Source organism: Sagittula stellata E-37, assembly GCF_039724765.1.
GTDB lineage: Bacteria > Pseudomonadota > Alphaproteobacteria > Rhodobacterales > Rhodobacteraceae > Sagittula > Sagittula stellata.
In genome coordinates this window covers 1711923-1733061 of record NZ_CP155729.1, presented here as the reverse complement: position 1 = coordinate 1733061, position 21139 = coordinate 1711923, and the positions used below count along the sequence as shown (strand labels likewise).

Below are 21139 nucleotides of genomic sequence, written 5' to 3'. Positions count from 1 at the left end.
TGTGTCAGCCGATCCTCAACCCGACGCATTTTTACGGAGCGTCACGTCGGGTACAAGCGTCTTGGGGCGCGGCTGAACAAACGCCATGCCCAGAAGCATCACGGCCAAAGCGGCCCAGAACCAGCTTGAATAGCCCTCTCCGAGAAAGAGCATCGCCCAGGTCACGCCGAAAAGCGTGACAAGATAACTCACCTGCGCGGCAAAGACGCTGCCTGCAAAACCGACAAGCGCGACATAGCCGGTGTATGCGCCCGCGTGCAGCGCAGTGCTGGCCAGCAAGGCACGGTCCGGGGCCTCCAGCGGCCAGGGCGGCACGATGAACTGGCCCGTCCCCAGCGCCAGCGGAAAAGAGATCGCGGCGCCGATCAGGGAGGCGCCCGCCAGCACCTGCACCGGGTCCAGACCCGCCGTCCCCCAGCGCGCGACGATATTCGCCTCCGAAGCATAGCAGACAGAGGACACCAGTGCGACCGCAACCCAGAAAACCGCCACGTCGCCCCTGAGCCCGCCGTCCGGCAGGACCAGTAACGCCACGCCGGTCAGCCCAAGCACAAGGCCGAGAAGCCGGACCGGACGGAAGCTGTCCTGTCCCAGCGCCAGCGCGATCGGCAGCGAGATCATCGGCACCGAACTGAGGAGCATGGACACCACGCCCGATGGCAGATGCGCGATGGCCTGATAGCTGGTGATGCCGGGCAGGACCGACCCCACCACGGCGATGACCGCGCAGGTCTGCCATTGGTGCCGTTTCAGGCGCAGGCTCCGCCCGCGCAGCAGTGTGATCGCCGCCAGCAGCAGGCCGGTCAGCAAGGTCTGCCAGAAAATCAGGCCGAAGTGACGGTAGCCCTCGGATACGGCGATCTTGGAAAGCGGTTGTGTGCCGCCCCACGCCGCACCGATGACCACCAGCAAAAGGAACGGCCCGAGGCACTCGGTCACGGGAAGCAGGAGGGGCCGCGCGGGCGTCGGCACGTGCCTAGGGCCCCGACTGCGCCAGCCGTCCGCCCTGACGCACCATCGTGACAGAGACGGCCTTGCCGGTGCGGTCGTCGGTCTCCACGAACAGGCCGGACAGCGTGGCTTCGCCGCCCGCGGGCTCGAACCGGCCCTTCGCCATGCCGTTGACAAAGCGCCGGAGCGGCTCTGCCGGCTCCATTCCGATGACGGAATTGTAGTCCCCGCACATGCCCGCATCGGCCATGAAGGCCGTGCCGCCGGGCAGGATCTGCGCATCGCCCGTGGGCACGTGGGTGTGGGTGCCGACGACGATGCTGGCGCGTCCGTCGCAGAAATGCCCCATGCCCATCTTCTCGGACGTCGCCTCGCAATGCATGTCCACGAGGATCGCCTGCGCCTGCCCGCCCAGAGGATGGCGCTTCAGCACGTCCTCGACGGCGGAGAAGGGCGAATCGTAGTTGCGCGACATGAACACCTGCCCCAGCGCCTGCACCACCAGCACCTTGCGTCCGCGCGCGTCCTTGTAGAGCGCGGCCCCACGACCCGGAGCCGCGCGGGCAAAGTTGAGCGGACGCACGATGCGTGTGTCGCTTTCTATATGGGTCAGCATTTCCTTCTGGTCGAAGGCATGATCGCCCAGAGTGATGACATCCGCGCCCGCTTCGAAGATCGCGTTGGCATGGGCTGCGTTCAGCCCGGCCCCGTTCGTCGCGTTCTCGCCGTTGACGACCACGAAGTCGATCCGCCAGTCCTTTCGCAGGCCCGGAAGCCGGTCCGCGATCCCTTGCCGCCCGGCGCGGCCCATCACATCGCCCAAAAAGAGTATTCGCATGGGCAAAAGCCGTAAGACGCGGCGGCGGGAAAGTTAACCCCAGAAATGCGCAAAGGCAGGCGGCGCAAAGCCCCGCCCTACATCGGTCGCAGATTTTGGGCAGGGCCGGCGCATGACCGGCACGTGCGCCGCTGCGGCCAGCGAAGGTCATATCGCCAAACGGATGCCCGGGCCACACGGGGCCGGATCCGGACGCTTGCCAAGCCTTCCCTGTCCATCCCGGGCAGGCAAAGTCAGGCCGCCAGACCGCCGACGCGCTGGTTCGATTGCCCGCAGGCGCAGAGGTCTTCGGGTGCCATCGGCACCGCCGCCAACCGCGCCTCCGCTCAGCGGCAGGCCAGTGCGCCCTCCAGCGCGGCTGAGCCGTAACGTCCGAGATCGCGGGCGGAAAGGTAGCCCGCCTCCAGACGTACCGCCACCAACCGCGACCAGTCTCCGCTGGCCAGCACCATCTCGGGACCCCCACCGCAGTCCCGCAGGCCTCCGGCGATGTGATCCCAGCCGATGCGATGATTGGTCAGGTTCTCCAGGGCACCGATTTCCGTCAGCGTGTCGCCCTCAAGCCGCCAGACCCGCAGCACCTTCGCCAGATGCGGCCGGTCGACATAGGCCACCTCCAGCGTGCCATCGCCGTCGAGGTCCGCCGCCGCGACCGGCGCGAGCCAGCGGTGCGGCTGACCGATGAACGGGGTCGCGGCCAAAAGCCCTGCGCCGGTGTAAAGCGACAGTCGGGCGCCCCGGGACAGGTCGCTCTCGACAACCATGACGGCGCCGGGCGCGCGCGGATCCAGACCGATCAGCCGAGCCTCCACATCCTCGAAGACGCGGCTCTCGGGCAGCCGGATCACCGTCTCCTGCACATCCGTGCGCGCGCAGCCGGGGCAGCTGTCCACCCACAGGCGCAGCGTGCCCCATTCCACCGCGTCGCCAAGGACACCGTGGTCGTAGCGCGTCACCGGTTCTTCAAGCCGCGCATCCAGTATGGCGACGGGCGCGTCCGCGGCCACCGGGGCCCCCACCACAAGCGCCAGCATCGCCGCCGCGCCGCGGGCCGCACGCCTCAATCCGGAACAACGCGGACGCGGCGCCCCGGTCGCCAGGGACACCCGCCGTCGGGTCTCCCTGCCGGACCGGGCCGCGCCGGTCATCAGATCTGCTTCTCGGGCATCTGCACCACCAACCCGTCGAGCGCGTCGCTCACCTTGAGCTGACAGGTGAGGCGCGACCGGGCCAGATCGGGCTCGAAGGCGAAGTCCAGCATGTCCTCTTCCATGTCCTCGCGCGGGGGCAGCTTGTCGATCCAGTCCGGGTGCACGTACACGTGGCAGGTCGAACATGCGCAGGCTCCGCCGCAGTCGGCCTCGATGCCGGGGATGTTGTTGTCCCGCGCGCCTTCCATCACGGTCAGACCGTTCGGCACGTCGACCACGTGCTCTGTCCCGTTGTGCTCGATGTAGGTGATTTTCGCCATTTCACCGCTCCGTTTGTCATCCATCGCAGCATACCTAGACACCCATGCGCCGCGCCGCCAGCCCCGTTTTGCGAACCGGCGCGCCCGGTCGGGGCATCGTGAAGCCCTGCCGCACCGCGAACGTCGCGGACAGGCTTGGCGGCGGGCCAGAGATGTTCCATATATGTTCCCATGACATGGCCACGCCCCCCCTCCGCGACCCCGGCCCGCCTCCTGCGGGAAGTGCCCAACGGCGCGCGGGTGACCGTGGCGGGTCTGGTGATCCTCCGCCAGCGCCCCGGCACGGCGAAGGGCGTGATCTTCGTCACTCTCGAAGACGAGACCGGCGTCATCAACATCGTCGTCTGGCGCACCCTCTACGAACGCTTTCGGCGCGCGGTGATCGCCGGCCGCATGCTGCGCGTCACCGGCAGGATACAGCGCGAGAACGACGTGACCCATATCGTCTCCGAACACATCGAGGACATCTCTCCCCTGCTCGACCGCTTGCTGGACCCAGACCTTCCGCCTTTGCCCGACCGCGCCCACCGGGGCGGGTGACGTCTGCATGCAGACGGCACCCGCGTCCCTTCGGCCACAGGCCATTTCCCACGGCGGGCGAGCGCTTTGATTTCTGACGCGGCTGACTTATAAATGGCCTACGACGACGACCCCGTCCAAGAGGGCCCGAGCAGTCATGACCCGTTTCACCGTCGCCCTGGGCCTTCTGGTCCTCGCCGCGGCCTGCACACATACCGCGTCCGAGAGCGCCTCTCGCGATGCGTTCGAAGATGTGCAACCCGTGGCCCTGTCGCCGGTGTCCCTGCCCGCCCCCGTCATCGCGCTGTCGGACGGCCGATGCCAAGCCCGCGAAACGCTGCCCGCAGTCTATGAACAGGTCATGGGAGAAGTGCAGGTCGTGCAGGCCGAAATCGCGCCGGACGGCACCGTGCTGCGCCCGCCTGTCTATCGCAGGGCCCCCGTGCCCAAGGTCGTCCGCCCCCGCAGCGACGTGATCTTCGACGCGGTGTGCGGCCATCAGATGACCCCGGACTTCATCGCCTCGCTGCAGCGGGCGCTCGCGGCACGCGACTATTTCGCGGGCAACGTCTCTGGCTGGATCGACGCGCCGACCTCTGCCGCGATCCGCAAGTACCAGTCGGAACGCGGCCTCGAAAGCGCGCAGTTGTCGCTGGAAACCGCCCGCAGCCTCGGGCTCATCACCGTCGATGCGGCCCCCGCCCCCGGCGACGTCTGATCCTGCGGGGCGCAACGCCCCCTTGGCATCGGCCCCCGCCCCGCGCAGGCTGAAGCTGACAAGCCAAGGGAGGCAGACATGCAGGGCACCATCGGATTGATCGGAACCGGAATGCTGGGAGAGGCCATCGCACGCGGCTGGCTCGACGCCGGACTGCCGCCCGAAAGGCTCCTCTTCGCCAACCGCAGCGGGAAGGCGCCCCTGCCCGGGATCGAGGTGACCACGCCCGGCGACCTTGCCCGGCGCTGCGAAACCATCCTGCTGTGCATTCCGCCCGCCGCCCTGCCCGGCCTCGACCTTGCGGCCCCGGATGCATTGGTCCTGTCGGTGATCGCGGGGGCCACCCGGGCGCGGCTTCAGGAAACGACAGGCAGCCCGCGCGTCATCCGGGCAATGTCGAGCCCCGCCGCGGCCCGGCGCCTTGCCTATACCCCCTGGATCGGCAGCGCCGCGATCACCGAGGCCGACCGCACACAGGCCAACGCCGTTTTCTCTGCCATCGGCCGTACGGACGAAATCGGGGACGAGGCGCACATCGACCTGTTCACCGCCTTGACCGGGCCTGTCCCGGGCTTCGCGGCCCTGTTCGCCAGCGCCATGGCCCGCCACGCGGTGTCCCAAGGCGTGCCGCCCGATATCGCCGACCGCGCGGTCCGGCAGCTCTTCCTTTCGGCGGGCGAAATGCTGGCCCATGATGCGCACACGGCAGACGCTCATGTGGAGGGGATGATCGCCTACGCTGGCACAACCGCCGCCGGGTTTCTATCGATGCGCGCCGCCGGATTGGAGGAGATCGTCGCAAACGGTCTGCAGGCCGCGACGGACCGCGCGCGCGACATCGGGTGATCCGGCCTGCGCAGGCCCTGGACCGCCCCTCCCCCGCCGCCGGACAAACGAAAAGGGCGCCCCGCGGGGCGCCCTCAGCCTTACCTGCCTGAGCAGAGATCAGTCTTCTTCAAGCCCCAGCGCGACGAAGCGCGGGTCGCCGCCACGGCGCACAAGGAGAAGGATCGACTTGCGGCCCTCGTCACGGGCTTCCGTGATACGATCCTCAAGGTCGGTGACCGACGTCACGGCGCTCTGACCGGCTTCGGTGACGACGTCACCGGCGCGCAGGCCCTTCTCGAACGCCTGGCTGGCTTCGTCCACGGCCATGACCGCCAGACCGTCGGTGCCTTCCGGCACTTCAAGCTCGGCGCGCAGTTCATCGGTGAGCGGCGACAGCGTCAGACCCAGCGTTTCCAGCTCCTGCGGTTCGGCGGCATCCGGACCGGCAGCGGCGGCCGGGATCGCGCCCTCAGCTTCTTCGCGGCGGGACAGCGTGACTTTCAGGGTCTTGGTTTCGCCATCACGGTTGACGACCACGCGAACCGTCTTGCCGACCGGGGTGTTGGCCACGATCCGGACAAGCTGCCGGGTGTCCACGACTTCGGTGCCGTCGAATGTGACGATCACGTCGCCCGCTTCCATACCCGCTTCCATGGCAGGACCTTCCGGGACGTCGCTGACCAGCGCACCCTTGGCCTGCTCCAGGCCCAGGCCCTCGGCCAGATCCTCGGTCACGTCCTGGATACGCACGCCCAGCCAGCCACGGCGCGTCTCGCCGAATTCCTTGAGCTGGTCGACCACGCGGGTCACTACGTTCGATGCCATCGAGAAGCCGATGCCGATGGAACCGCCGTTGGGCGACAGGATCGCGGTGTTCACGCCGATCACCTCGCCGTCCATGTTGAACAGCGGCCCGCCGGAGTTGCCGCGGTTGATGGCGGCGTCGGTCTGGATGTAGTCGTCGTAGGTGCCCGAAAGCGCACGGTTGCGGGCCGAGACGATCCCGGCGGAGACCGAGAAGCCCTGACCCAGCGGGTTGCCCATAGCCATGACCCAATCGCCGACGCGGGCGATGTTGCTGTCACCGAAATTGACGTACTTCAGCGGCTCGTCCGCCTCGACCTTCAGCACCGCGATGTCGGTGTTGGGGTCGGTGCCCACAAGCGTCGCCGGCAGATCGAAGCCCTCGAAGAACTCGATCATGATCTCGTCGGCGCCTTCGATCACGTGGTTGTTGGTGACGATATAGCCGTCTTCGGAAATCACGAAGCCCGACCCCAGTGCCGAAGAGCGGCGCGGACGATTGCCCTGCCCGTTGCGGTCCTGGAATTCGCGGAAGAAATCCTCGAAAGGCGACCCCTCCGGGACGACGCCCTGCGGTCCGGTGCGGCCGGCGACAGTGGTCGAGGTCGTGATGTTAACGACGGCCGGGCTGACGCGCTCCGCGAGTTCGGCGAAACTCTCCGGTGCGCCGCGCGCTTGTGCCATCAGGGATTGGGAAAGGATGAGGACCATCGAGAGCGCTGTCAGCCAGAACAGCCGAAGCGGCGTCGCGTCCTCCCGTGTCAACGCGTGCACTTGCGGTTTCAAAGGAGTCTCCTTGTTGCTGGCAGGTCAGACGCCTCCACCCTCAGGCCACGACTGCCCTGCCTCTTCTTCAGTGTGTCAAACATAGGCTCCATGGCGCAACACCAAAGACCTGTATAGGCTGTCTCACGCCCAAGTGAGACACGGTGACGGAACCGGGAGCGCCCTGGCGGCACGCGGTTCCGCCCCGAAGAATGCCCCACCTAGGCCGCTGTTGCGCGATGTCCGGGGGGACCGTACGCCCCCTGCGCAGGTCGAAGGCATGGTCGCCAAGGCGGGGCCTCAGGGTCGGAAACCGGCGTCGCCGAACGCCCCGCCACTGGCCCCCACTCCACATCGTTGGCGAGACACAAGGACTGGCCCGGCCGTTCCGAGTTGACAGAACGCCGGGCATGCTCGGCCGCGCGGTCAATGCGCCGGATCGGCCGTGGCGGCAAAATCCTCGCGTTCGGTCCAGGCGGCAAACCCGCGACGGGCGCGGATCAGATGATACTTGCGCAGTTGCCTTGCGCGGAGCCGCCGCCAGGCCTCGACAGGTTTCGACGCGGTTCCGGACCCCGCGCTGCCCGAAGCGTCTATTTCGCTGTCGAAGTCGGCCTGAAATACGAGCCGGGCAATCAGCCCGAGGCCCAAGCCGGTGCCGGAATAGATCCGCCGGGCCGCCACGTCGACCGGGTCGAATATCCTGCGCGAGCGGTGGAGGAAGTGCCGTGCGCCCTCCCGGTTCCACAGCAAGGCATGGGTGGTGAGCGGGAAATCGAAGATCCGCGAAACGGCGTTGTCTTCCGCGATGCGCGCAATCGGGGCCGCGAGCGCCGGACGTTTGCTGACGTGGCCCAGATTGACCACCTCCCAGGGTTCCCCGTGCTGTCCGAGCACCTGCGCCAACTCCTGCACCACCGCACCGGTCCCGGGCGTCCAGTCCACGTCATCCTCAAGCACGAGGCAGACCGGTTCGTCGGTTGCCAGAAACTGCCGCAAGCACTTGAGATGCGAGAGGTAGCAGGCAAGCTCGCCCGCTTTGAGGCCGCGTCCAAAGCGCAGGAAGGCCAGCAGCGGGCTGTACAGCGCGCGGTCTTGGGCAGAAAGCGCGCGGCCGTCGACGGCGTTGACGAAGGTATGGGGCCAACTGTCCCGCGCCAGTTTCTCCGTCAGGACCTGCCGACGGTCGACGCTGCGTTCCAGATTGATGACATACGTGAGCATACGCGCGCTCCCAACCGTAAACCACTGACACGGCGTAACTTTACGGCAGGATACGGGAAAATTCAACCGCGTGGACTGAAAGCAATGCCCCGCGCGCGCCTCAGCCCTTCACGGCCCACAGGATCACCACTCCGGTGACCATCGTCAGTAGCCCAAGCGATCTGCGCGCTTCGGGCGGGATCTCCTTCAGCGCTTCCAGCAGGCGCTCCACAAGCGAAGGGGCCAGTGCGTACACCAGCCCCTCGATCACGAGGACCATGGCGATCCCCGTCCAGATGTCGGTCAAAGCCATTCCGGCCTCAGTTTCCCGCGTTCGCCGGATCGTCCCCGGTGTCCGAGGGATCGACCGGTTCGCCGACGGGCGAGGTGTCGGAGGCAGGCGCGTCCGGCACCACCGGGTCGACGGCCTGCGGTCCCGGCGCAGAAGACGCATCCTGCGGCGTTTCGCCCTCGGTCACGTCGTCCGGCAGGTCCTGCGACTGCGGCACCACCGGATCGCGCGGCGCGGGGCGTTGCTCGACCGAGGCAGGCGTCTCCATCGGCACCGGCGAGCCGGCCTCGCCCTCGGACTTGAAGTACGCGAAGAACTGGCTGTCCGGGGTCATGACCATGGTCGAGTTGCCGCCACGCAGGGCGTTCTCGTAGGCCTGCAAAGACCGGTAGAAGGCAAAGAACTCCGGGTCCGCGCCGTAGCTCTCGGCGAAGATGGCGTTGCGTTCGGCGTCGGCCTCACCGCGGGTCACATTGGCTTCGCGATCGGCTTCGGAGAGGGTCTCCACCACCGTCCGGTCAGCCAGCGCGCGCACCCGCTGCGCCGCCTCGTTACCGCGTGCGATCTCGTCGGCGGCCTCCCGTTCACGCTCAGCGCGCATCCGGGCAAAGGTCGCTTCCAGGTTCTGCGTCGGCAGGTTAGTCTGCTTCAGCCGCACGTCGACCACGTCCAGACCCAAGGAGCGGGCTTCGGCCCGTGCCTGGTCGCGGATGCCGATCATCAGCGAACCGCGTTCCTCCGACAGGATGGTGTCGGACGTCACCTGGTCGGCACCCAGAACCTCACGGATCTGCGCGTTCAGGATGCCCTGCAGGCGGTCCTCGGCGACGCGCACGCCGCCCACGCCCACGGCCTGGCGGAACTGGACCACGTCGGCGATCCGGTAGCGCGCAAAGGCATCGACCACCAACCGGCGGTCGTCCGACGGCGTGACCTCGATGGTCTCCGTGTCGAGCGACAGGATGCGGTCGTCATAGCGCACCACTTCGTCCAGCAGCGGCACCTTGAAGCCGAGCCCCGGCTCCTCCTTGACCGCCTTGATCTGGCCGAAACGCAGGACCAGCGCCTTCTCGCGCTCGTCCACGACGAAGACCGACGAAAGGATCACGACCAGCGCCACCACGATGGCAGGCAGAATATACGTTGTCTTACCCATGATGTGTCCTCCCTCAGTTGCCGCTGGACTGTGTCGAGCCGCCGGAGCGCCCCAACTCGTTCAGGGGCAGGTACGGCACGACGCCGCTGCCGCTCTGTCCGCCACCGGCGATGCTTTCATCGAGGATCATCTTGTCCACGTCGCCCAGCACCTTCTCCATCGTTTCGAGGTACAGGCGGCGGCGCGTCACGTCTGGCGCCTGCGCGTATTCCTGCTGCACCGAGGTAAAGCGCGCGGCCTCACCCAATGCGTCGTTCACGACACGGGCGCGGTAGCCTTCGGCCTCCTCGCGCGTCTGCGCGGCCTGACCGCGGGCCTCTGCCACCACGCGGTTGGCATAGGCGTCGGCCTGACGTTCCAGACGGTCACGTTCCTGCTCGGCGGCCTGCACCTCGCGGAAGGCGTCGATCACCTCGCGCGGCGGATCGGCCTCGCGCAGGTTGACCCGGACGATGCGGATGCCGCTTTCGTACTCGTCCAGCGTCATCTGGATGTTGTCGAAGGCCGTGTCGGCGATCAGCCCACGGTCCCGGTTGAGGATCGGGGCGAGGTTGGACGCCGCGATGATCTCGCGCATGGTCGATTCGGACACCGCCTGAACGGTCAGTTCGGGGTCGCGGATGTTGAACAGCAGCTTCGCCGGGTCCGCCACGTTCCAGACCACCTGGAAATCGATGTCGACGATGTTGGCGTCGGTGGTCAGCATCAGCCCGTCGGACCCGCCACGGCCCGAACCGATGGTTTCGGTCCGTTCCGAGGTCACGTTGACCTTCTCGTAGGTCACCAGCGGCCAGGGCGCGAAGTTCAGGCCCGGGTTGCCGGTCGACGAGTATTTGCCGAGGAACAGTTCAACCGACTGCTCTTCGGGCTTGACGGTGTAAAAGCTCGAAAAGGCCCAAAGGCCCGCAAGCACCAACACACCCAAGGCCACGGTGCCGCGTGTCAGTTTCGGCCCGCCGGAACCGCCGCCCGAGCCGCCGCCGGACCGGCCGTTGCCGCCCCGGCCGCCCATGAGCACGCGCAATTGCTCCTGGCCCTTTTTCATCAGCTCGTCGATCTCGGGGATCTGGCTGTCCTCCGGTCGACGCCCGCCACCGCCTCCGCCCGAAGGCGGACGGCTGCCGTTGCCGCCCTGGTTGCCACCGCCGCCCCAGGGGCCGCCGCTGTTTCCTGCCATGAAGCCTTGTCCTTCCCTCAGTCTCGGTCCGTTCTAAACTGTGCATGCTACCCGAAAGTATCAAGGCAGCTTCGTCACCGTTGCCGCGTTACCGCGTCCGCGCCGGGTTGCGCATGGTCACGATTTCTTCCGACATCGTCGGATGCACCGCCACCGTGCGATCGAAATCTTCCTTGGTGGCCCCCATCTTTACGGCGATGCCCGCAAGCTGGATCATCTCGCCCGCACCCGGCGCCACGATGTGGCAGCCCAGCACGGTCCGGTTCGCCTTCGACACGATCAGTTTCATCAGAACACGATCGGGCGCATCCGCAAAGGCCGTCTGCATGGGCCGGAACGAGGTGCAGTAGACCTCGATCTCTTCCTGCTCGGCGGCCTGTTCCTCGGTCAGGCCAACCGTACCCATCTCGGGCTGCGTGAACACCGCGCTCGGGATCAGCTCGTGATCGACCGGCGTGGGGTTGCCCTTGAAGACCGTCTCGACAAACGCCATGCCCTCGCGGATCGCCACGGGGGTCAGGTTGACGCGATTGGTCGCGTCGCCGATGGCATAGACCGAGGGCACCTTCGTCTGGCTGTATTCGTCCACCATGACGGCGCCTTCCCGGCCCAACTCGATGCCAAGCGCCTCCAGCCCCAGATCGTCGGTGTTGGGCACGCGCCCGGTGGCAAAGAACACCGCATCGAAATCGCGGATCGTGCCGTTGGTCGCCTTCACCCGCACCGGGCCGGACCCGGCGCCTTCCTCCTCCGGCTGGCCGTATTGCACGTCGTCCACCGGGGCCTCGCCCATGGCGTCGGCCTCGGGCGTGCCCACGCAGTGCATCTCGACGATGGTGGTGCCGGTGTGCAGGTCGATGCCCCGCCCCTTCATCGCGTCGGCGATCAGCCCGCGCGCCTCGTCGTCGAAGCCGCGCAGGATCTGCGCCCCGCGATAGAACTGCGTCACCTTCACCCCAAGCCCGTGCAGGATGCAGGCGAATTCACAGGCGATGTAGCCGCCGCCGACGATCAGCACGGACTTCGGCAGCGTCTCCAGATGGAAGATGTCGTCGGACACCATTCCGAGATGCGCGTTCGGCATGTCGGGCCGCTGGGGACGGCCGCCCGTCGCGATCAGGATGTGCTTTGCGGTCTTTTCTTCACCGGTCGACAGCTTGACCGTGTGCGCGTCCTTCACCGTCGCGCGCGCATCGAACGTCTCCACGCCGGAACCGGCCAGCAGCTTGCGGTACACCCCTTCAAGCCGGTCGAGCTCCGCGTTCAGCTTGGTGCGGAAGGCCGTCCAGTCGAAACGCCCGTCCGCGATGTCCCAGCCGTAGGCACGCGCGGCAGCCGGCATCTCGTGGTATTCGGAGGCGAAGACCATCAGTTTCTTCGGCACGCATCCCCGGATCACGCAGGTGCCGCCATAGCGGTCCTCCTCAGCCAACGCGACCTTCGCGCCGGTCTCGCCCGCTGCCACCCGCGCCGCGCGCACCCCGCCGGAGCCGCCACCGATGACAAAGAGATCGTAGTCGAATGCGCTCATGACCCGTGCCTTTCATCTTCTCGCGTTGCGGAGGTATTTCACGAAGCCCCGCCGAAGGCCAGAGCCGGAGGGCGGCGACACGAAAGGGTTATGACACCCATCGTGCCCGACAATCTGCCGCAGACGATCCGCCCCGCAGGTCCGTCAAAGACCCCAAGGTCCGGGCCGCGCCGACCGGTCCTCTCGCAGGGCTTGCGGCCCTGCCTCAGATGTCGCGGAAGAGGTTGTCGTCCTCGACGAAATCGAGCTGGGTTTCGGTCACGGTGCCTTCGTTGATGTCGCGCACCTCGACACGTCCGTCGCCGTGACCGATCACCACCTTGTCGCAGATGTCGATGAACAGCCCGTTCTCCACGACGCCGGGGATCTGGTTCAACACCATCGACAGCTGCCGCGGGTTGCCGATCCGGGTCAGGTGCAGGTCGAGGATGTGGTTCGCCTCATCGGTGATATACGGCCGGTCGCCGTTCATCCGGAGCGTCGCCTTGCGGCCCATCACGTCCATGGAGATCAGCATCTCCTCGATCAGCGCCAGGGAGGTCTGCCAGCCGAAGGGGATAACTTCGACCGGCAGGGGGAAGGCGCCAAGGTGGCCGACTTCCTTCGCCGCATCGGCGATCACCACCATCTGGTCAGAGGCGGTGGCCACGATCTTCTCCTGCAGAAGCGCGCCGCCCCCGCCCTTGATCAGCGACAGCTCCTCGTCGAATTCATCGGCGCCGTCGATCGTCAGGTCGAGCCACTTCGCCTCGTCGAGCGAGATCACCTCGATCCCCACGTCGCGCGCCAGTTCCGCGGTGCGGGTCGATGTCGGCACGCCTTTGAACCGCAGCCCTTCCTCGCGCACCAGTTCTCCGAGGCAGCGCACCAGCCATGCGGCGGTGGAGCCGGTCCCCAGACCGACACGCATGCCCGATTCCACGAATTCCGCCGCGCGTTTGGCGGCGACGAACTTGGCCTTGTCGATGGGCGACAGCTCTCCGGACATGTTGGTTCCCCTGTTCAGCAGACGGCGCCCTTATAGCAGCCGCGCGCACCGGCGCGAGGGGCAATTGAGCGAATGCCCTGCCCACTGGGCAATCGTGCTTGAAACGCCTCATATCGTTCGGGAATGGCCGCGCGAGAGAAGCTTGATGCACCACGAGCCGGGCAGCCCGCCACCCGTGGCGCCCCGGGCGGAAACGGACGTTCGTCTGGCAGTTGCAGCGACGCCCCCTTCATGGGTCAACGTACTTGAAACGCCCGAATTCGCGCGCAAACTGCCCATCGGATAGACGTGGACGCAATAGAAAGAGGCATGCCCGCGTTCGTCGACAGCCTCCCCGCGCGCGGCACACGGTCAACCGACAACTGCCCCCCATCGGCCTGCTGGTCGGCGCCTGGGGGTGACGCCGCCCACCCAATGCAAAAGCGCGCTCCGTCCGGACCACGCGCAGACGGATCACGCGCACAGGCCGACGCCCGATCGTGTAAGCCAGACGCCAGAATCCGGAACGTCAGAGCGGGATCGGCACCCCTGCGGCCTGAACCTCGCCCGTGGGCAGGCCGGTGGGCGAGCCGCCCTCCGGTTCGTCCGACACCGCCAGCGTGGCCCCCGGCACACGGGCCGCCATCTCGTCCGACAGGACCACGATGTGATCGCCGCCGGGCGACATCACGCCCAGCGAGATCGGGTCGCTGCCCTCCGGAATAAGCCAGAGCTGCAGCACGCGCCCGTCGGGCAGATCGCCCGCGCGATAGTCGATGGCAACCGTATGCGTCGGCGGATCGATCCGCACGTCGAAGGCCAGATCGCCGGCCACCGGCTCCAGCGAGGCGAGGATTTCCGGACGCCCCTGCTCCAGCACACCGGAGATGAAGACGACCCAGGCCATGGTCGCACCGGCCACGGCACCGACGAGATAGGGCAGCAACTGGCGCCAGACCGGCGGCTGCGGATCGCCGTGCACGGCGGCCTCGATGCGTTTCAGGACAGCCGGCGACGGGGTCGCGGCCGGGATCGGGTCGGTCAGCGTGGCGAAATATTCGGTCCAGGCATCCACGTCCTGCGCGAGGTTCCGGTCGGCCGCCATGCGCGCCTCGAAACCGGCACGCTCCGCCTCCGGCAGAACGCCCAGGGCGTACTCCGCTGCCTCGGCTTCCCAGCCGCCCGGAAGATCGGTATCCTCGTCCGCGCCGGTCATGCGCTCAGGCACTCCCTCAGTTGCATCAGGCTGCGCCGCAGCCACGTCCGCACCGTGTTCAGCTTCACGCCGGACTGGTCGGACAGTTCCTGGTACGTCAGGCCCTGCAGGTAGACCCGCCGGACCATCTCTGCCCGATCTGCGGGCAATTCATCGAGGCAGACGTTCAGCGCCCGCGCCTCGTCACGCATCTCTGCCTGCTGGGCAGGCCCGGGCGCGGTGTCGTACAGCCGCTCCGCGATCTCGACCGGCTCCTGCGCGACACCCTCCCGCCGCGCCTTGCGCAGGCGGTCGATGGCGGCGTTTCGCGTGATCGTGATCAGCCATGTCATCGGCGAATATCCGTTGCTTCGGTACGCGCCGGCACGGTTCCATACGCGGACGTACACGTCCTGCAGGACGTCCTCTGCCGCCGCTTCGTCCTTCAACACACGCAACGCGATGCCAAAGAGTTTCGCCGAGGTCCGCGAATAGAGCGCCCGGAAAGCCTTCCGGTCTGCCATCGCCACACGTGCGATCAGCGCCTCGATCTCCTCCTGCGGTGTCATGGCGCTCCGTTACCCATTCCCCTTGCCCCTCCCCGAGATATGTTGCACCAACGCGGTCAGACAACGGATAAAGGACATCGGCACCATGGCGGACGGCGAGATCGATATCAACGCGAAACCGACGGAAGAGATCTCGGTTCGCGAGGTCTTCGGGATCGACACCGACATGATTGTGCACGGGTTCCCCGAGCGCACGTCTCGGGTGCCCGATCTCGACTCCACCTACAAGTTCGACCCCGACACCACGCTGGCCATCCTCGCGGGGTTCCGCAACAACCGCCGCGTGATGATCCAGGGCTATCACGGCACCGGCAAGTCGACGCACATCGAACAGGTGGCGTCACGCCTCAACTGGCCGGCCGTGCGGGTGAACCTCGACAGCCACATCAGCCGGATCGACCTGATCGGCAAGGACGCGATCAAGCTGGTGGACGGCAAGCAGGTCACGCAATTCCAGGAAGGCATCCTGCCCTGGGCCCTGCGCAACCCCACTGCGATCGTGTTCGACGAATACGATGCGGGCCGCGCGGACGTGATGTTCGTGATCCAGCGGGTTCTGGAAACTGACGGCAAGCTGACCCTGCTGGACCAGAACCAGGTTCTGACCCCGCACAAGTACTTCCGCATCTTCGCCACCGCCAACACGGTCGGGCTTGGCGACACCACCGGGCTGTACCACGGCACCCAGCAGATCAACCAGGGCCAGATGGACCGCTGGTCGCTGGTGGCGACGCTCAACTACCTCAGCATCGACGCCGAAACCAACATCGTCCTGTCGAAGGCGCCGCATTACAACAACGAGAAGGGCCGCAAGACCATCCGTCAGATGGTCACCGTCGCCGATTTCTCGCGCCGCGCATTCATGAACGGCGAGCTGTCGACAGTGATGTCGCCGCGGACCGTGATCGCATGGGCGCAGAACGCCGAAATTTTCCGCAACATCGGTTACGCCTTCCGCGTGTCGTTCCTCAACAAGTGCGACGAGCTTGAACGTCAGACCGTGGCAGAGTTCTACCAGCGCTGCTTCGACGAGGAACTGCCGGAAAGCGCCGCTTCGATCAGCGTCGCCTGATCACTGCATATCGCGAAACGAACTGACGAAGCCCGCATCTGCGGGCTTCGTACGTTTTGGCGTCTCACCATCCGCCATGCGTGCCGCCGCGACGGGAAACGCCTTTGCGAACCGGCGACAACGCTGCCCCGCAAAGGGCTTCCGGCTCAGGAGTCGTCCCGCGCCAACGGGACGCTCGGCAGGGCCAGCAGCAGCGCCTCGGCCTCCAACCGCAAGAGCCTGAACTCCAGTCCGTCGAGACCCGCGTTCACGTCAGCCGCCCTGTCGCCGATCCGCCCGAGCTGCCCTGTCAGCGGCTTGAAACGGCGCGGCATTGCGCCGTGCCGGTCAACATCTTCCAGGAAGTCCCGCATGTTCTGTCCTTGCTCAACGGATCTTGGTCTCTCACGGTCAATACGTCTAAAATTGTAAACACAGCGCTTGGAAGGATCGACAATGCCGACAACACCCCCGACGACCGGCTTTTGCGCGCCATCCCAGTGGCAATGGTGCACGCGATGATCCCGATCCTTCGCGTCGCCCGCCCCACGGACCGGATGGCAGAGCTGATCGCCTTCTACCGCGACGGGCTGGGCCTGACCGTGCTGGGGGACTTCAGGGACCACGACGGCTTCGATGGCGTCATGCTCGGGCATCCGAACGCGCCTTGGCACCTGGAGTTCACGTCCGAAAAAGGCACCAGCGCGGGCAACGCCCCCTCGCCCGAACACCTGCTGACGCTTTACCTGCCGGACCGCGCCGCGTGGCAGGCCGCGAAGGACCGGATGACGGAGGCGGGCCACGCCCCCGTCCGTTCGCACAATCCCTACTGGGACCGGCGAGGCGTGACCTTCCGCGATCCGGACGGGTATCATGTCGTCCTGCAGAACGCCGACTGGACAACATAGGACACGCACGATGCACATAGGACTGATCGGCGGCATCGGGGTCGCGGCAACCGTCGTCTACTACCAGCGCCTGACGGAGGCCGTTGCCCGCAGAGGCAAGACGCTGGACCTGACCATCGTCCACGCGGACGTGCAGGAGTTGATCCGCACCAACCTTGCCGACCTGCGCGAGGAACAGGCCCGTAACTGGCTGCCCCTGCTGACCCGGCTGAAGGCGGCGGGCTGCGACGTGGCCGCCGTCACCTCGCTCGGCGGGCATTTCTGTTTCGACGAGCTTCAGGCGATCTCGCCCCTGCCGCTGATCTCGGCCGTCACGCCGCTGGACGCGTTTTTCGCCGATCATGGCCACACGACCGTCGGTCTTCTGGGCACGCGGGTGGTGATGCGCACGAAGCTGTACGGGCAGCTTCACCGGACCCGCGCCATCGCGCTGGAGGACGAGGTCGACTCGCTGGGCCAAGCCTATCAGGACATGGCGGTGGCGGGCACCTGCACGCCGGAAGCGCGCGCGCTCTTCCGCGACGCCGGGCAAAGGCTGATCGAAGCGGGCGCGTCCGCCGTCGTGCTGGCAGGCACCGATCTCAACCTCGCCTTCGACGGGTCCGAACCCTACCCCGTCATCGACGCGCTGGATGTCCACGTGGATCTTCTGGCACGTCTCGCCACCGGCGAGGCGACACCCTGACGATCCCACCGTGACAATCCGGTGACGCGCCGCAAGAGTTTACAAACAGATTAATTGTCAGGCAGTAAATCCGCGCTAAAGTTCACTTCATGGGCGGTTTGAAAACTTTTCTTCTGACGCTCGCGCTCCTGTTGCCGGCGCAATGGATGACCGCTTCCCCGGCCTTGGCGCTCGCCGAACGCCCCTCCGACATGACGCCGGTCTTCGCCGCCTGCCTCGGACGCTACTCGGCCCAGGTCGAGGATTCGTGGAACGCCTATTCCTCCGACGACACCTCTCAGATCACACGCGCCCGTTTCGAGGGGCTGCTGGACGCCGTGCGCACAGTGTCCGACCTGCCGGGATCGCGCATTCTCCAGATCCGGCTGGAGGCGAAGTGGGCGCAGGCCCGGCTCCTGTCCATCGCGCGATTCGACCGCGATCCCCGGATGCAGCGCCGCGCCCAGGCGCAGGCCAGACTGGCGCTCCGACCCTGCGAGGCGCTCCTGCTGTGACCGACCGCCCGCTCGGGCAACACGATCGTAACCACTCCGCGCTAGGCTGCCCACCCATGATCGCACCGTGCCACCAGACCGGGCGGACGGCCCTGCTGATCCTGGGCCTCCTCCTTGCTCCCTACGCCGCCCGTGCCGCCACGGACCGGCCCGCCCCGTCCGAAGAGGCGCTGACTCTCGCCACGTGCCACGGCCGCTACACCGCAGCCATGGAACATGCCCGGCTGATGGGTGACGGGGCCGATGCCGCCGCGTTCCGGCGCGACTGGCTTGAGGCGTTGATGAACGCCCACCTGGCGGAATTCGCGGACGACCGCGCCTATTCCATCGCCCTGATGAGCCATCGGGTCAACGCGCGGGCGGAACTGCGCACGCTCTTCGCCATCGCCGCCTTCAATGGCGATCAGCGGCGCCGCAGCCTTGCCGCCGGCGGCATCCAGCGCCAACTGGCCGCCTGCGACAGCCTCGTGATCGGGCGCCGTTACACCGGCATGTGACGAAACCCGAACGGCAGACGCCGCGACCTGTCCGCCTTTGCCCTTGCCAAGCCCCGGTCATCGGTTCAAATCTGCGGTCATGAGCAAGCCCAGCGACAACCCCGCCGATCCCTTCAAGAAGGCCCTCGCCGAGGCCACCAAGGTCATGGCCGACGACCCCGACCTGACGGTCAGCTACTCGGTCGATCCGTCGGGAGTGTCCGGCGACGCCATGCGCCTGCCGCAGGTCTCGCGCCGCATGACAAAGGACGAGGTCCTGCTGGCACGGGGCACCGCCGACGCTCTGGCACTGCACCGCCGCTACCACGACGCGACCACCCACAACCGCTACCTGCCCCAGGGCGAGATGGCGCGCGACCTCTATGAGGCGATGGAAACCGCGCGTTGCGAGGCGATGGGCGCCCGCGACATGCCCGGCACCGCCAAGAACATCGACGCCAAGATCGGGCACGAAGCGGTCCGCCGCGGCTACGGCCAGATCCGCGACAAGGCGGAGGCGCCGCTGCCCGTCGCCGCGGGCTACCTGATCCGGCACCTCGCCACCGGGCGCGATCTGCCGTCAGAGGCGACCAACGTCATGGACCTCTGGCGCGGGTTCATGGAGGAACAGGCGGGCGTGACGCTCGACGACCTCCAGACCAAACTGTCGGACCAGTCGGCATTTGCGAAGTTCGCGCGCCAGATCATCACCGATCTGGGCTATGGCGACCAGCTTGGGGACGACCCCGACAATCTCGACGACGAGGCCGAGGACGACGGTGAACAGGAAGGCGCGGAGGAAGAGGACCAGCCCGATTCCACCGGCAACGACGAGGCCGATTCCGAGGAATCCGATGCCTCGCCCGAGCAGTCCCAGGACGAGACGCAGGACCCCTCCCAGGCGCAGGTCACGATGGACGACCTCGCGGATCAGGAGCTCGGCGAAGAGGCGGAGATGCCCGAGGGCGAAGCCCCGATGGAGCCGCCCGCCCCCGCCCCGATCTCCGAGGCCGACCCCGACTACAAGGTCTATGCCACCGACCACGACGAAGAGATCGAGGCGCAGGACCTCGCCGAACCGGTGGAGCTGGAGCGCCTGCGCGCCTATCTCGACCAGCAGCTCGAACCGCTGAAGGGCGCGGTCAGCCGTCTGGCGAACAAGCTTCAGCGCCGCCTTCAGGCGCAGCAGAACCGCAGTTGGGAATTCGACAAGGAAGAGGGCGTGCTGGATGCCGGCCGCCTAGCCCGCGTCGTGGCCAACCCGACGACGCCTTTGTCGTTCAAGGTCGAGAAGGACATGGAGTTCCGCGACACAGTCGTGACGCTGCTTCTGGACAACTCCGGATCGATGCGCGGACGACCGATCTCCATCGCGGCGATCTGCGCCGACGTTCTGGCGCGAACGCTGGAACGCTGCTCCGTCAAGGTCGAGATCCTCGGCTTCACCACCCGCGCGTGGAAGGGCGGGCTGGCGCGCGAGGCGTGGCTGAACGCGGGCCGCGAACAGCAGCCCGGCCGCCTGAACGACCTGCGCCACATCATCTACAAGAAGGCCGATGCGCCCTGGCGGCGGACCCGCGACAACCTCGGCCTGATGATGAAGGAAGGTCTTCTGAAGGAGAACATCGACGGCGAGGCGCTGGAGTGGGCGCACCGCCGCATGGTGAACCGTCCCGAGGCGCGCAAGATCCTGATGGTCATCTCGGACGGTGCCCCGGTCGACGATTCGACCCTTTCGGTGAACCCGGCCAACTACCTCGAAAAGCACCTGCGCGATGTGATCGCCATGGTCGAGCGCAAGAAACAGGTGGAGCTTCTGGCCATCGGCATCGGCCACGACGTGACTCGCTACTACGACCGCGCGGTGACGATCACCGACGTGGAACAGCTGGCGGGTGCGATGACCGAACAGCTTGCCTCGCTCTTCGATTCAGATCCCCGTGCCCGGGCCCGCGTCATGGGGATGCGGCGCGTCGCGTAACGCGCCACGGGCAGAGGCCTGCACCAGCACGCGATTGTGGACGTCCGAATCCGCAATCGCGTACTGGGCGAACCACACCCCCCAGCGCCCCGCGACAAGGCGGATCTCGGTGTAGACCATGTAGGGTTCCCGCTCCAGCCGGTGGCCGTGCTGCACCAGCCGCGACTCGTAGGCCGAGACGATCATCGTGTCGCTCCGGTACGAGGCAGAGATGCAGAACCGCTGCATATCGGTCACCCCGATGATGTCGTAGAAATCCACGTTCCGGTTGAACCAATCGCGCATGGACGCTTCGGTCTCGATCCGCAGGCGGCCCTCGAAGGTCTCCACCACGAAGGGCAGACAGACGCACTCCGCGAAACGCTCAAAGCAGCGGTCGGCGATCGCTAATCCCGTTCGTTCGAGAAGGTCCTCGACAATTATCTCTGCAGGCGGACGCATATCTCTCCGCTAATCAAACCGGACACAATCGTTTTGTCCGAATGCACTCTGCGCCAAAACCGTGGGGCAGCATAGGCGCGATTTTGTTTCGGCCACATCTGGCGCCGACCTCCTTCGGC

Annotated in this window: 24 protein-coding genes; 9 read left to right on the top strand and 15 right to left on the bottom strand. The window is 66.8% G+C overall.

The window, feature by feature from the left end; all coding sequences use genetic code 11:
* Nucleotides 1-15 precede the first annotated feature (15 nt).
* The 4 genes from ABFK29_RS08315 to ABFK29_RS08300 form a co-directional block, all read right to left on the bottom strand.
* Nucleotides 16-972: a DMT family transporter gene (locus ABFK29_RS08315; RefSeq protein WP_347100317.1), complete on the bottom strand. Its 957-nt coding sequence runs from the start codon at nucleotides 970-972 to the stop codon at nucleotides 16-18.
* A 4-nt stretch (nucleotides 973-976) separates the two neighbouring features.
* Nucleotides 977-1789, bottom strand: a complete 813-nt coding sequence (locus ABFK29_RS08310; protein ID WP_040604268.1) for a TIGR00282 family metallophosphoesterase — start codon at nucleotides 1787-1789, stop codon at nucleotides 977-979.
* Nucleotides 1790-2115: 326 nt separating this feature from the next.
* Entirely contained in the window at nucleotides 2116-2937 is an 822-nt protein-coding gene (locus ABFK29_RS08305) for a VCBS repeat-containing protein (RefSeq protein WP_347100315.1), read from the bottom strand.
* Nucleotides 2937-3260 (bottom strand): 2Fe-2S iron-sulfur cluster-binding protein, encoded by a 324-nt coding sequence (locus ABFK29_RS08300; protein ID WP_040604267.1) that lies wholly within the window; start codon nucleotides 3258-3260, stop codon nucleotides 2937-2939. The genes ABFK29_RS08305 and ABFK29_RS08300 overlap by 1 nt, the downstream gene beginning before the upstream one ends.
* Before the next feature lie 171 nt (nucleotides 3261-3431).
* On the opposite strand from ABFK29_RS08300, the gene ABFK29_RS08295 reads away from it, so the two are divergent.
* The 3 genes from ABFK29_RS08295 (at nucleotide 3432) to ABFK29_RS08285 (ending at nucleotide 5343) form a co-directional block, all read left to right on the top strand.
* Complete coding sequence (locus tag ABFK29_RS08295) at nucleotides 3432-3800, top strand: OB-fold nucleic acid binding domain-containing protein (protein ID WP_005856932.1); 369 nt, start codon at nucleotides 3432-3434, stop codon at nucleotides 3798-3800.
* A gap of 136 nt (nucleotides 3801-3936) precedes the next feature.
* Nucleotides 3937-4497 (top strand): peptidoglycan-binding domain-containing protein, encoded by a 561-nt coding sequence (locus ABFK29_RS08290; protein ID WP_005856930.1) that lies wholly within the window; start codon nucleotides 3937-3939, stop codon nucleotides 4495-4497.
* 78 nt (nucleotides 4498-4575) lie between these two features.
* Nucleotides 4576-5343 carry a pyrroline-5-carboxylate reductase family protein gene (locus tag ABFK29_RS08285; RefSeq protein WP_005856928.1) on the top strand — a complete coding sequence of 256 codons (768 nt, stop codon included), beginning with the start codon at nucleotides 4576-4578 and terminating at the stop codon, nucleotides 5341-5343.
* A 99-nt stretch (nucleotides 5344-5442) separates the two neighbouring features.
* On the opposite strand, the gene ABFK29_RS08280 is transcribed toward ABFK29_RS08285, so the two are convergent.
* The 9 genes from ABFK29_RS08280 to ABFK29_RS08240 all read right to left on the bottom strand — a co-directional run bounded on the left by ABFK29_RS08280 (nucleotide 5443) and on the right by ABFK29_RS08240 (nucleotide 14984).
* Nucleotides 5443-6915, bottom strand: a complete 1473-nt coding sequence (locus ABFK29_RS08280) for a Do family serine endopeptidase (protein ID WP_040604266.1) — start codon at nucleotides 6913-6915, stop codon at nucleotides 5443-5445.
* Between the two features lie 405 nt (nucleotides 6916-7320).
* Nucleotides 7321-8118: a glycosyltransferase family 25 protein gene (locus tag ABFK29_RS08275; RefSeq protein ID WP_005856924.1), complete on the bottom strand. Its 798-nt coding sequence runs from the start codon at nucleotides 8116-8118 to the stop codon at nucleotides 7321-7323.
* A 100-nt stretch (nucleotides 8119-8218) separates the two neighbouring features.
* On the bottom strand, nucleotides 8219-8410 hold the full coding sequence (locus ABFK29_RS08270) for a DUF2065 domain-containing protein (protein ID WP_005856922.1): 192 nt from the start codon (nucleotides 8408-8410) through the stop codon (nucleotides 8219-8221).
* Nucleotides 8411-8417: 7 nt separating this feature from the next.
* Nucleotides 8418-9545, bottom strand: a complete 1128-nt coding sequence (locus ABFK29_RS08265; RefSeq protein ID WP_005856920.1) for a protease modulator HflC — start codon at nucleotides 9543-9545, stop codon at nucleotides 8418-8420.
* Nucleotides 9546-9558: 13 nt separating this feature from the next.
* Nucleotides 9559-10722, bottom strand: coding sequence for an FtsH protease activity modulator HflK (gene hflK, locus ABFK29_RS08260; protein ID WP_005856918.1), 1164 nt, complete (start codon nucleotides 10720-10722; stop codon nucleotides 9559-9561).
* Nucleotides 10723-10810: 88 nt separating this feature from the next.
* Complete coding sequence (locus tag ABFK29_RS08255; protein ID WP_005856915.1) at nucleotides 10811-12253, bottom strand: FAD-dependent oxidoreductase; 1443 nt, start codon at nucleotides 12251-12253, stop codon at nucleotides 10811-10813.
* Nucleotides 12254-12458: 205 nt separating this feature from the next.
* The gene (gene rpiA / locus ABFK29_RS08250) at nucleotides 12459-13241 is read right to left on the bottom strand and encodes a ribose-5-phosphate isomerase RpiA (protein ID WP_005856913.1); all 783 of its coding nucleotides are present in this window, start codon (nucleotides 13239-13241) and stop codon (nucleotides 12459-12461) included.
* Between the two features lie 508 nt (nucleotides 13242-13749).
* Nucleotides 13750-14436, bottom strand: coding sequence for an anti-sigma factor (locus tag ABFK29_RS08245; protein ID WP_005856912.1), 687 nt, complete (start codon nucleotides 14434-14436; stop codon nucleotides 13750-13752).
* The gene (locus ABFK29_RS08240; RefSeq protein ID WP_005856910.1) at nucleotides 14433-14984 is read right to left on the bottom strand and encodes a sigma-70 family RNA polymerase sigma factor; all 552 of its coding nucleotides are present in this window, start codon (nucleotides 14982-14984) and stop codon (nucleotides 14433-14435) included. Before ABFK29_RS08240 ends, ABFK29_RS08245 begins: the two co-directional genes overlap by 4 nt.
* 85 nt (nucleotides 14985-15069) lie before the next feature.
* Here ABFK29_RS08240 and cobS point away from each other — a divergent pair, with 85 nt between their 5' ends.
* Nucleotides 15070-16056 (top strand): cobaltochelatase subunit CobS, encoded by a 987-nt coding sequence (gene cobS, locus ABFK29_RS08235; RefSeq protein WP_005856908.1) that lies wholly within the window; start codon nucleotides 15070-15072, stop codon nucleotides 16054-16056.
* Between the two features lie 146 nt (nucleotides 16057-16202).
* On the opposite strand, the gene ABFK29_RS08230 is transcribed toward cobS, so the two are convergent.
* On the bottom strand, nucleotides 16203-16409 hold the full coding sequence (locus ABFK29_RS08230; RefSeq protein ID WP_005856907.1) for a hypothetical protein: 207 nt from the start codon (nucleotides 16407-16409) through the stop codon (nucleotides 16203-16205).
* A gap of 144 nt (nucleotides 16410-16553) precedes the next feature.
* Here ABFK29_RS08230 and ABFK29_RS08225 point away from each other — a divergent pair, with 144 nt between their 5' ends.
* The 5 genes from ABFK29_RS08225 (at nucleotide 16554) to cobT (ending at nucleotide 20579) form a co-directional block, all read left to right on the top strand.
* On the top strand, nucleotides 16554-16943 hold the full coding sequence (locus ABFK29_RS08225; RefSeq protein WP_040604321.1) for a VOC family protein: 390 nt from the start codon (nucleotides 16554-16556) through the stop codon (nucleotides 16941-16943).
* A 10-nt stretch (nucleotides 16944-16953) separates the two neighbouring features.
* Nucleotides 16954-17628, top strand: coding sequence for an aspartate/glutamate racemase family protein (locus ABFK29_RS08220; protein WP_005856903.1), 675 nt, complete (start codon nucleotides 16954-16956; stop codon nucleotides 17626-17628).
* A 146-nt stretch (nucleotides 17629-17774) separates the two neighbouring features.
* Nucleotides 17775-18122: a hypothetical protein gene (locus ABFK29_RS08215; protein ID WP_157136418.1), complete on the top strand. Its 348-nt coding sequence runs from the start codon at nucleotides 17775-17777 to the stop codon at nucleotides 18120-18122.
* A gap of 56 nt (nucleotides 18123-18178) precedes the next feature.
* Entirely contained in the window at nucleotides 18179-18619 is a 441-nt protein-coding gene (locus ABFK29_RS08210; RefSeq protein WP_005856900.1) for a hypothetical protein, read from the top strand.
* A gap of 79 nt (nucleotides 18620-18698) precedes the next feature.
* On the top strand, nucleotides 18699-20579 hold the full coding sequence (cobT, locus tag ABFK29_RS08205; protein ID WP_005856898.1) for a cobaltochelatase subunit CobT: 1881 nt from the start codon (nucleotides 18699-18701) through the stop codon (nucleotides 20577-20579).
* Here the strand turns inward: cobT and ABFK29_RS08200 are convergent.
* Complete coding sequence (locus ABFK29_RS08200; protein ID WP_005856896.1) at nucleotides 20529-21020, bottom strand: hypothetical protein; 492 nt, start codon at nucleotides 21018-21020, stop codon at nucleotides 20529-20531. The two genes, cobT and ABFK29_RS08200, sit on opposite strands and share 51 nt — an antisense overlap.
* Nucleotides 21021-21139 lie beyond the last annotated feature (119 nt).